Origin of the sequence: Pseudobacter sp., assembly GCF_051955275.1 — a bacterium.
In the GTDB taxonomy this organism is placed as follows: domain Bacteria; phylum Bacteroidota; class Bacteroidia; order Chitinophagales; family Chitinophagaceae; genus Pseudobacter.
Map to the genome: position 1 here is coordinate 18,417 of NZ_JBQCGW010000062.1, position 8,913 is coordinate 27,329.

The 8,913-nt window shown below is 45.2% G+C and carries 7 protein-coding genes; 4 read left to right on the plus strand and 3 right to left on the minus strand.

The features are described 5' to 3' along the window. Nucleotides 1–54: 54 nt before the first annotated feature. The 3 genes from ACTHMC_RS05945 to ACTHMC_RS05955 are packed head-to-tail and all read right to left on the minus strand — an operon-like array spanning nucleotide 55 to nucleotide 2,463. On the minus strand, nucleotides 55–639 hold the full coding sequence (locus ACTHMC_RS05945; RefSeq protein WP_440411704.1) for a YciE/YciF ferroxidase family protein: 585 nt from the start codon (nucleotides 637–639) through the stop codon (nucleotides 55–57). A 35-nt stretch (nucleotides 640–674) separates the two neighbouring features. After that, nucleotides 675–1,424: a DsbA family protein gene (locus ACTHMC_RS05950; protein WP_440411706.1), complete on the minus strand. Its 750-nt coding sequence runs from the start codon at nucleotides 1,422–1,424 to the stop codon at nucleotides 675–677. After that, nucleotides 1,396–2,463: a manganese catalase family protein gene (locus ACTHMC_RS05955; protein WP_440411708.1), complete on the minus strand. Its 1,068-nt coding sequence runs from the start codon at nucleotides 2,461–2,463 to the stop codon at nucleotides 1,396–1,398. The genes ACTHMC_RS05950 and ACTHMC_RS05955 overlap by 29 nt, the downstream gene beginning before the upstream one ends. 406 nt (nucleotides 2,464–2,869) lie before the next feature. Here ACTHMC_RS05955 and ACTHMC_RS05960 point away from each other — a divergent pair, with 406 nt between their 5' ends. The 4 genes from ACTHMC_RS05960 to ACTHMC_RS05975 all read left to right on the plus strand — a co-directional run. After that, nucleotides 2,870–3,190, plus strand: coding sequence for a hypothetical protein (locus tag ACTHMC_RS05960; protein WP_440411710.1), 321 nt, complete (start codon nucleotides 2,870–2,872; stop codon nucleotides 3,188–3,190). A 405-nt stretch (nucleotides 3,191–3,595) separates the two neighbouring features. Then, on the plus strand, nucleotides 3,596–4,204 hold the full coding sequence (locus ACTHMC_RS05965; protein WP_440411712.1) for an RNA polymerase sigma factor: 609 nt from the start codon (nucleotides 3,596–3,598) through the stop codon (nucleotides 4,202–4,204). A 93-nt stretch (nucleotides 4,205–4,297) separates the two neighbouring features. Beyond that, nucleotides 4,298–5,488 (plus strand): FecR family protein, encoded by a 1,191-nt coding sequence (locus ACTHMC_RS05970; protein WP_440411714.1) that lies wholly within the window; start codon nucleotides 4,298–4,300, stop codon nucleotides 5,486–5,488. A gap of 305 nt (nucleotides 5,489–5,793) precedes the next feature. Beyond that, nucleotides 5,794–8,913 (plus strand): SusC/RagA family TonB-linked outer membrane protein (locus ACTHMC_RS05975; RefSeq protein ID WP_440411716.1); only part of this gene is annotated, 3,120 nt, incomplete at its 3' end.

Consider the following 8,913-nt stretch of genomic DNA (forward strand, 5'->3'; position numbering starts at 1 on the left):
CTAAAAAAAGCAAGCGCCGGCTGACCGGCGCTGCTTTGGTATGGGTGCTGAAAATTATTCTTCTTCCTCCTGGCCGCTGCTGTCTTCCTGCTCTGCTTCCCAATTGATATCGCTTTCAGCAATAGTGGTGAGGATCTCATCAGTTTCTTTTTCTTCTTCGAGTGTAGTTTCAAGGATGCCTGCTATTTCTTCGTTACCCATGGTGCGGGCCAGTTGAACCAGACCACCATAAGTGGCGATTTCATAGTGCTCTATTTTTTGAGAGGCCATAATGATGGCAACGTCCCTGGTCATGCTACCATCTTCCGTTTCCTCTACAATTGATTCACCTTCTTTTATCAATCCATCCATGGCGTCACATTTCTTTGCCTGTGGTTTTTTACCTAGGGCCTGAAATACCTGCTCAAGCCGGCTGACCTGTTCCTGGGTTTCTACGATATGCGTGCCTATTGCAGACTGCAGTTGCTCTGTAGTGGCAGCTTTCTGCATTTTGGGAAGTGCCTTGGTGAGCGCTTTTTCTGCCCAATAAATGTCTTTCACTGAATCAAGGAAGAATTTTTCCAATTGTGAGTTTCCTTTTGCCGCACCACTTGCGCTTTTGGTTTGCTGAGCTCCGGGTTTCTTTTTTGTAGTAGCCATTTTCAATTTATTTAATAATTATTAAGTGATTTTGCTTACAGTCCGCGACTCCGGTATTTTTGTTCAGTTTGATTTTTCCTGACTTCACTAATTCCGAAAGCTGTATGGATTGTTTCCATTAAACTTTCCAGTGTGCGATAGCCTGGAATTAATATCGTTTTCCCTTTTGTTTTGATCATGAGGGTAGGAAAGCGTTTTATTCCATATTTTGTAACTGCAATAAGATCTTCTTCAAAGTTTACTTTCCCCCGGTCGGACAAAAAATCCTCTCTGAACTGATTAAGGTTGAACGATGGGTAATCTTTTTTCAGGTCTGCAGCAGTGGCCAGGATCAGTTCTGTATTTGCGATGTTCTTTCCGTTCTGCATAACTGCCTGCTGTAAATTCTTAAATAGCAGGAGAGAACAATCCCCTGATTGCATTTCCGCGCACTTTACTGCCATGCAGGCGGGATAGGAGGAGGATGGCGGATCATTCACCCATATCAGGTATTTGATAGGCCGATTTGTTAACCGGGCTGCATGCATCCATACAGGGCCCATTTGCGCCGGACGGCTGACTGAATTTACCTGGTCTACATAATTATTCCAGGAAGGCAGCAGCCCTCCCATTACCAGCTTTATAGTGGACCTGTTTTTAAAACGTTGATACAGGCTATCCAGATGAGGCTGCATGCCATAACTCCAGCAACATAGGGGATCTGTAAAATAAGTGATCTCTATCTCATGTTCTCCCTCTTCCGCCAGCATATGATTACTACTTGTTTTTATTATTCTGGTTGTCATCAAAACGATTAGCCTGTGCTTCCTCCGCTGTAATGTTTGCATCGGCTCCCGGCACAGGCATTACATTCATTGCCATTACGCGCGCCTGGTCAGCTTCTTCAGCTTCAGTGTCATTCCATTGTTGTTCACCACCAGGGTTAGCTGCGTTAACTTGCGTACTTCTCAGATCGCTTAACTGATCATCCTGGTTTTCAATCTGGTCAGACGTTCGTTCTGTGCCTTGCGCTTCCTGCATCAGCAATCCATTGGTATCCATGATATGCTGAATGGGATCTTCTATGTACTGGAAAGTTTCGCCAAACTGGCTGCTGGGTCCCTGGTTCCATGGGCCACGGAAATCATTGCCGCTCGACATATTGAAGTATAGATTGCTGTAACGTTCATCACTTTGCAGAATGCCCGGAGGAAAATTTGGCTGGATAGTAGCCAACGCTGCTTCAAACATCTGAAAGTGGGCAACTTCACGGGTCATCAGGAATTTTAAGGTTTCGTGTATATAAGGATCATCAGTGAATTGCAGCAGATACTCGTATACGAGTTTGGCGCGGGATTCAGCGCCTACATTAGATCTCAGCTCACTTGTCAGATCGCCCTGTACATCCCCGTTGATATAGGCTGCCGACCAGGGTACGCCCTGACTGTTGGTGTAAGCGGGGCCGCCACCGGAGCCTACAAAGAATTGAGGCGCAATCATGCCCTGATGAATCACTTCTTCCTTAGCTGCTTTACCATTCAGTAATTGCATGATTTCAGAACTTTCTGCCGCGTTTTTTAAATCTCCGTTTATGCCTGTAAGCAACATCTGAATAGTGGCGCCAACTATTTCGAGGTGACTGAATTCTTCTGTGGCGATGTCCATGAGGAGGTCGTATTTATCCGGATAGGCTTTTTTTGCGCCGAAGGCCTGTCCAAAATAACGAAGTGCGGCTGCAAGCTCACCATTAGCGCCTCCAAACTGTTCAAGGAGCAAGGTGGCAAATGCAGGATCAGGTTTTGAATCCCTTGCGTTGAATTGAAGTTCCTTTATGTGATAGAACATGAGTATAATTTACAGGCATGCGCACAATTCCCACGCCAACTGCATTTCAGCGCTTCGTTAAGCTATATTGAGCATTCTCCGGCGCTCTGTAGAGTTACCTGACCATATATCGGTGAATACATATGTATAAGTTTATCCCCTTGGGGTGTGCGGTCAAATACATTCTGTGCAGCAATAATTGAGGGAAATATTATTTTACCGCAAATGAGGAAATATTAAAAACAAGAACGTAGCTTTACTATACTTGTAACGTCACTCCCTGGCGATTATTAAGTCTATACATTCTGCATTTTTCCATCACATTTATTGTTATCAGTTTTCAAGCTTCCCTGAAGCTTTAAATGTTCTATTACCATCCTGTACCTGTATGAATTAGTTGAGATTTTCTTATACTAAACTTATTTCTATGCGGAAAATGTTTACGATAAAATTCAGTTATCTGAATGAAATCTTTGCAGCATTTGTGCAGGTAAAACAAAAAGAAGGAATCACTGAGTATAGAATAAGACTTATGAATGCCTCGTTGAATTACTGGCTTTATGATAATAATATTTTTCGTTCCGTAAATGATCAGGTAATGGAAGATCAGGAGTGTTCGGCAACCAAGGAACGTGTTCAATACCTGAGGAATAAAATAAGAATAGCATTGCAGTCCAGGCTGCGTGATAAAAAAAATCCTAACTCGCCAGTTCAGCGCTCACAAAATGGTTGTCAGAGTGGGCTTTAATGGTTTACTGTATTACACATCCAATAAGTTTTTTCGCATCACAGGTCATAAGGATTTAGGTTTTTGTGGTAAAGGCTCCTTTCCAGGAGCCTTTTTATTGACTTTTATTCAAAGTCCCTTCGTTCATAAAAAGTCCGCACGGAGGGGCTTCAATTGAACCCCTCTAAATAGATAAAGTATTATAGTTCAGAAAAAAAAGCTCCCCGGCTGCTTCCCAGGACAAAGAAGCATAGCATATAGATAAAAAACATGAAAAACTACCGGCAGGAATTCAAGATGATCTTGCAGCAGGCATACGAAAACAATTGATGTAAATCAGTTGATCAAAGGGATAAAAAAACTATTTTTGGTTCTGTTTCTCAAACAAATCAACCATATATAATTGCTAATCCCCCGGATCCGTATTTGACAGCTCCCCTTCCATATGATGACGAAACCCTGATGCACTTGTTCCGCGAAGGTGAAGGCGAGGCGTTTACCCAGGTTTACCAACACTTTAATAAACGGGTTTTCTTCTTTGTCAGGCAGTATCTGTCCAGTATTACAGAGGCGCAGGACATTACCAGTGAATGTTTCTTTAAGCTCTGGGAGAAGAAGTCGGAATTTCCAAGCCTGGATGCTGTAGGTGCCTTTTTGCATGTTGCAGCCCGCAACCAATGCTTCAATTACCTCAGGCATAAGCAAATGGCTAAAGAGAAAGAGCCGGAGTTGCTTGGTTTGCTGAATACTTCAGAGGACAGTCCTTTTTCTTTGGAAGATCTCCGTATACAATTACTGGACCTTATCGCTGGCGAAGTAGACAAATTACCTGCAAAAATGAAGGAAATCTTCATGCTCAGTTACCAGGAGGGATTGAAGCCCGCGGAGATAGCCCAACGCCTTGGCCTGCAGGTGCAAACAGTAAAGAACCAACGGCTCAACGCTGTGAGACTGATCAAAACTGCATTGGCAGACCATCCATTATTGTTCGCTGTACTGTTGTTGCTCGAATACGAAACGGCATTTTGGGGCTGATCTGGCAGGCAACCCCAATTTCTTTTAAAATTATTCATTTTTCTCTGGTACGTTTTACCACTTCGATTGTAGTATCATTCAAAGCCTCATTTTTTGGAGAACGCCGATACCATACTCCCTTTATTATACAAGCATCTGCAAGGCTCACTGACAGATGAAGAAGCTGCTGTACTGGCTACCTGGTCAGCCGCTGCACCGCAGCGTCAGGCACTATTGAGTGACCTGAATGATGATCAGATGCTGCAGGAACAGTTATGGGTAAACCAGCCGGCAAACTGGGCAACTGTAGAGGCCGGCATTACCGCGAAATTACAGGAGCGTATTTCGGCGGCGCAGCCGGCTGCTCGTGTGGTTAGGCTGAAACGCAGGTGGTGGCTTGCCGCTTCTGTACTGCTGTTGCTGAGCATAAGTACTTATCTCTGGTTCCGCCCCGGAACAAATAATAATGGAGAGGCAGTAGTATCCGGCACTCCGGAAAGTATTGAGGCCGGCAAAAACGGGGCTGTGCTCACGCTGGCAGATGGCCGCCAGGTTGTGCTCGATAGCCTGGGTAATGGCATCGTAGCAGAACAGCAGGGCACGCAGGTAATAATGAAAAACGGAAATCTTGTTTATGATATTGATCAAAAGATACCTGTTACCTCAACAGCTTACAATACCATGAGCACACCGAGAGGGCGGCAGTTCCGGATCACATTACCTGATGGTACCCGCGTTTGGTTGAATGCCGGAAGCTCCATCCGTTACCCTACCCAATTCAATGGCAGTGATCGTGTAGTACATGTAACAGGAGAAATTTATTTTGAAGTTGCGAAGAATGCCGGAAAACCATTTTACGTAAGTGTGAATGATGCTACCCGTGTAGCGGTGCTTGGAACCAGCTTCAATATAAACGCTTATGATAACGAACCGTCCATCGGTATGACCCTCGTTGAAGGGAAGATCCGTGTGACGACGAATAATGAGAATGTGACCCTGGCACCTGGTAAACAGGCACGTGTAACCGGGACTGATCTAAAAGTCCTCACTGTGGATACTGACCAGGTGATAGCCTGGAAAAGTGGATTATTCAATTTGAATGACCTGCCTTTTCAAGCCATCATGCGGCAGATTGAAAGATGGTACGATATCGATGTAGAATACGAGAACGGTGTGCCGGAGCTGCCATTGGTGGGAGAGATATCGAGAGATGTGCCGTTACAGGGACTACTTAAAAATCTCGAACGTCTGGGGATGCGGTACCGCCTGGAAGGAAGAAAGCTCATTATTATGGGCAATCGATGATATATTGAAAACTTTATCTTACGCTTCATTGCTCATAACTGATTCCGGTAACTTAATCGTTCACCGGAAAATACCTGCCTTGTCCATTTTATCCAGCAATCATTAAACCAAAGCCTAAGCCTGAATGCACCGCGCATAAAAAACGCCACGGATCTGACCCGTGACGTTCGTAGCCGGTTCGTTCAATATGATCTGTCTGACCAAAATATTGTTAAACCAAACTGATGCAAGGTATGCAAAAAACTGCTTATGGCTATCCGTCTGTCCGGTGGGGACTACGGCGGCCGTCCCAAATTTTTCTGGTTATGAAACTGACGGCCCTCTTTCTCACAATTGCTTTTGTTCATGCCTTTGCCGGCACGAAAGCCCAACAGATCTCACTGTCTGGTAAAGACCTCACTTATGAGCAGGTGTTTGCTGCCATAAAAAAACAAACAGGGTATGTGGTGGCTGCAACGCCTGACCTGTTCGCCGGAAACAGGAAGATCTCCTTGACGGCAAAAGACTGGCCACTCAAGAAGTTGCTCGATTTAGTGCTGCAGGATCAGCCATTCATGTATGATATCGAAGGGAAAACAATTTTCATCAGTCGTAAAAAAGAAAAGGAAGCTCCTGTCAGTTTGCTTCAGGATAAAGAGATGTCTTTGGACGAAAATCCTCCCGTAAAGGGCCTTGTATATTCTGAAGAAGGAACACCCCTCAGCGGAGTAAGCGTTGTAGTAAAAAGAACAAAGAAAGGGACTGTTACAAACAGTCAGGGTGAATTTTCCATTCAGGCAGAAACCGGTGATATACTGGACATATCTTTTGTCGGTTACGCCGGCCAGGAAGTGAAAGTTACCGGCACAACCATCATCGTGCATTTAAAAGTGGCCGTCTCCATACTGGATGAAACCCAGATAACAGCATATGGCAAAACCAGCAGAAGAATGGCTACCGGAAATATCGGAACAGTAAAGGCTGAAGAGATTGAAAAACAGCCGGTACTTACTGTGCTGGATGCGATTGCTGGCAGGGTGCCCGGCATTATGATCAATCCCGTTTCAGGTAATGCCGCGGCCCCGGTCAGCGTTACCATCAGAGGGCGCAATGGCGTCAATCCATTTGCGCTGGCAGACCCATTGTATGTGATCGACGGAATGCCCATCAGTACACAGAATGCTTCTCCTATAACAGGTATTTCTCCTGTTTCAATGGGAGCTGTGCAGGGAGGCGTTACCAATACTTATGGTGAAAACCCGCTGCTCAGCATCAATCCTCGCGATGTAGAAAGCATCAGTGTTTTGAAAGATGCAGACGCTACCGCCATCTATGGTTCAAGAGGTGCCAATGGCGTAATACTGATCACCACCAAAAAAGCGAAATCAGGTCCGGCCAGTTTCAATATGTCCTTTTCCAGGGGAGCCAAAATGCTGGCGCGCTTTCCCAGGTTGATGAACACGCAGGAATATCTTGCCGTGAGAAGGGAAGCATTTCAGAATGATGGTATCCAGCCAGATGAGTCAAATGCCCCTGACCTGGTGAAATGGGATCCCAATAAATATACTGACTGGCAGCGGGAACTGGCCGGCAACGGATCTTATATCGATGTGAATGTAAGCGTCGGTGGCGGAATGCCTCAATCCAGATACATGCTTTCTGCGAGTTATAGCGATCATAAAGATGTGATGAACAATGGCGGTAAAAATATAAGAGGTACTTTCAGTAGTAATTTCAGTCATACGAGCAGCAACCAGAAGTTCGAGTTCAGTATTACGAATGCACTGGCCCTTACTGAAGTGAATGCATTTGCCATTACAGCGCCTGATGGTCTTGCCCCCAATGCACCTGACATTTACAAGCCCGATGGAGACTTCAACTTTGAACCTTATAGGGTGATGGGCTGGAGTATGTTCCCTTTCAGTGCACTGAGAAGGCCCAGTGAAAGCAAAACATTTTCACTGCGCAGCATTGCTGATCTCCGGTATGAAGTGTTGAAAGGATTGACCCTTTCTGCCAAGGCAGGGTATATGTTCAATGATAATAAAAATTCCTACCTCGTTCCCTCGTCATCTATCGATCCTGTCATGTCTTTTTTCGCTATCTCTAATGCAAGTTATGGCAAATCTACCTCCAAGAACTGGCAGGTGGAACCGCAGCTGCATTACAAGACCTATATCGGTAAAGGCAGCCTGTCCGTACAATTGATCTCCACCTTCCAGACTGAGATCAGCAGCAGTGAATCCATTACGGCAGAAGACTTCGCCAATGATGCGATGATGAAAAGCCATAACAATGCCAAAAGAAGAACATTCGTTGAAGGATACAAAGAGTACAAGTATCTCTCTGTGTCCGGAATCATAGGATATAGCTGGGATAATAAATACATCATCAATCTGAATGCAAGAAGAGATGGCTCTTCGCGCTTTGGTCCGGGCAGGCAGTTCGGTAATTTTGGTTCCGTTGGTCTGGCATGGATCGCGTCTGATGAAGAATGGATGAAGAAAATACTTCCGTCATGGTTCAGCTTTCTCAAATTCAGAGGTAGTTATGGCATAACAGGATCTGATCCCGGCGCCAACTACGAATATTTGTCCAGGTGGGCCAGGGAAAGCGTATTGAACGGGCTCAATACCAATACACTGTTCGGCTACAATGGTATCGAAGCCTTTCATGTGGTGGCTCCGCTCAATCAGGATTTCAGGTGGGAGTCTACCAGCAAAGCAGAGATCGCTGCCTCCTTTGGTTTCCTGAAAGACAGGATCGAGCTGGGTGTTGCCTGGTATCAGAAAAATTCCGGAAATCAGCTGACCTTTGTGCCCATGCCTGTTATGACGGGTTTCAGAACTGTCCTCACCAACTGGCCTGCTGAAGTGCGCAATGCAGGCATCGAGATCAGTGCCAGGGGCAGCCTGGTCCAAACAAAGGACTGGAACCTGTCGCTCAACTTCAACATATTTGGAAACAGGAACAAACTGATGAGCTTCCCTGACCTGGAAAATTCCTCTTTCAAAGGGAAACTCAGAGTGGGATATTCCACTACCACCCAGGTATTGCTTAACTACATTGGAATCGATCCACTCACCGGATCTTTTGCATTTGAAGATTACAATAAAGACGGAAAGATCACTGCAGCAGTCTCGGCAGTGCCCACTACCCCGGACGACGACCGTTATGTAATTATTGAAACAATGCCCAAGTACAGTGGTGGCTTCGGGTTTCAATTAGGCTACAAAAGTTTATCACTTTCCTCGCATTTCACTTTTATAAACAAGCTGAGACAGGATCCGTATCTCAATTCCGTTCCAGGCATGATGAGAAATATGCCGTTGCCTGATGAAATAAAAAACAACCACTGGAAACAACCTGGTGATCAGGCAAAGTATGCAAGGTATACCACCAGTTTTTCCAACCTGGGCCCGCTCTATTCTTCTGATGGTGTTTAT

Bases quoted from the DNA above. Each gene is read 5' to 3' on its own strand.
- ACTHMC_RS05945 (WP_440411704.1), bottom strand. From the start codon at position 639: ATGGCTACTACAAAAAAGAAACCCGGAGCTCAGCAAACCAAAAGCGCA.
- ACTHMC_RS05950 (WP_440411706.1), bottom strand. From the start codon at position 1,424: ATGACAACCAGAATAATAAAAACAAGTAGTAATCATATGCTGGCGGAA.
- ACTHMC_RS05955 (WP_440411708.1), bottom strand. From the start codon at position 2,463: ATGTTCTATCACATAAAGGAACTTCAATTCAACGCAAGGGATTCAAAA.
- ACTHMC_RS05960 (WP_440411710.1), top strand. From the start codon at position 2,870: ATGCGGAAAATGTTTACGATAAAATTCAGTTATCTGAATGAAATCTTT.